Source organism: Chamaesiphon sp. (assembly GCF_041738855.1).
GTDB lineage: Bacteria > Cyanobacteriota > Cyanobacteriia > Cyanobacteriales > Chamaesiphonaceae > Chamaesiphon.
Window position 1 is genome coordinate 1 of the sequence record NZ_JBGSPA010000184.1, and the last position, 1922, is coordinate 1922.

At 40.9% G+C, this 1922-nt stretch carries 2 rRNA genes and 1 pseudogene; 2 read left to right on the plus strand and 1 reads right to left on the minus strand.

Annotated features, from left to right (window positions below):
- Positions 1-139, plus strand: a 23S ribosomal RNA gene (locus tag ACEW9I_RS19725); the annotation flags it as partial.
- Positions 140-219: 80 nt separating this feature from the next.
- Positions 220-337 (plus strand): 5S ribosomal RNA (gene rrf / locus ACEW9I_RS19730).
- Positions 338-571: 234 nt separating this feature from the next.
- Here rrf and ACEW9I_RS19735 read toward each other — a convergent pair.
- A pseudogene (locus tag ACEW9I_RS19735) lies at positions 572-1784 on the minus strand (Tn3 family transposase); the annotation flags it as partial.
- Between the last annotated feature and the right edge of the window lie 138 nt (positions 1785-1922).

Genomic DNA, 1922 nt, shown 5'->3' on the forward strand with positions numbered 1-1922 from the left:
TGGGAAGCCCACCTCAAGATGAGTACTCTCACTACATAAGTAGGTAAGGTCACGGGCAGAACACCCGTTAATAGGATGTAGATGGAAGCTCAGTAATGAGTGCAGTCGAGCATTACTAACAGACCGAGGGCTTGACCTCAAGCCTCTATGATTCGATGACAAATGACTAACAGTTGATTATTATGCAGTCTTCAAGGTGTGCTGTAACCAGTACACCTGCTTGGTGTCTATGGCCGAGTGGAACCACACCGATCCCTTCCCGAACTCGGAGGTGAAACGCTCGCACGGCGACGATAGTTGGGGGGTTGCCCCCTGTCAAAATAGCTCGATGCCAAGCTCAATCTTGCTACTAATATGAAGCCCTCAATCAACGATTGGGGGCTTCATGTTAGTTAATATATCTACAGAATACGCAGCAAAATGTGCCACTAATACGCCTGATTGACGGACAAAAGTCCGTAGGCATTTGAGCAAAGACTGATGAGGAGTAGCTTGGGGTTTTTTGCATAAACCCTCCAAAAGGGGGAATAAGTAGATTTATATACCAGAGCTAGCAGTTTTTGAGAGAGAATTAGTAAGACTGTACTTGAGTAAGCTGACGGACGATATCATCAAGATCGATCGGTTCAGAGCATTTTCTAAACTCATAGCGACCGTATAAATTGATGTGCTGCCAAGCAACAGGAGAAATCTGTTTCAATACCTCAACTCCTTGAACATCACCAATAGACTCCCGATGAGCGAGGACATTAGATAAGATACTGGCATTATAATAGAGAATACAGTTAGCAATCAACCGCCCACATTCGCTCCAAAGTTGTTGCTCTAACTCAGACTTAAAGCGTAATTTACCAAAATTAGCATAAGAGATAGCTCGACGTAATTGATGGTAACTTTCACCTCGATTCAATGCCCGTTGGACATTTTGACGCAAGGGTAAGGAATCAATATAATCAAGAAAATACAAACTTTTGAGAATATTGTCATACTCCCATAAAGCACGTCTAGTCTTATTCTTCCGAGCATAAGCACTAAGTTTACCAACAATAATGCTTTGAGTAGTTTCCTTCACCGCCAGTGAAACCATAATTCGTTGAATATTCTCCCATTCCTCCACAATTAGTTCAGTATTAAGTTTACGAATCGGCTTAATCACACCCTGATAATTACTGGGATGCTTAAATCCATATAGAGCCTTGCTCACCTTGTCATAGATATCTTTATAGCGAGGCGCAAATTGATAACCAAACGAATTTAAAACAGCAAAGTTAACCTGATTCGTACCATGAGTATCAGTTGAATGAATCTCCGGCTGAATATCAGTCGTATTATTGAATAAAATATCAAATACAAAGTGGCTCTCATGCTCATTAGCTCCAATAATCTTGGCATTAACCGGAATATGATTAGCAACTAACGTATACGAGACAGAAAGCTTTGATAAAATGGCAGTGCCGATCTACAAAATACAACACTTCGCCAATATCGACCTGTTTCAAGCCATCAAAGAAGGGAGAGTTGATTAGATCGACACCTTGATGATACAAAAGATTCCAGCGAACTTGTTTACCACGCTTTTTAATCTGGAAGTGTTCATTCTCTCCATCAGCAATGCGGCGATTAACTTCACCAATGCGTTGTTCGAGCTTTTGTTCGAGTGAGTCTAAATGTGCTGAGATTGGATGAGTTAAAATAGTTAAGTTATTGTCAACCATCAACTTCTGCTTATCTTGCCAACGCAGATCGTTAATTAAGTCATCCTCTAAACTCCGAAAATGAATACTAAGTAGCTAGGCGCAATTAAATATAAAACGATCGAGTGCATATTCACCAGCTATACTTCGAGATTCCATTCCCGCCATGACAGCCTTGGCTAAATCATACTCATTGTCAAACATCTGTCCAGAGATTTCATGGCTTTT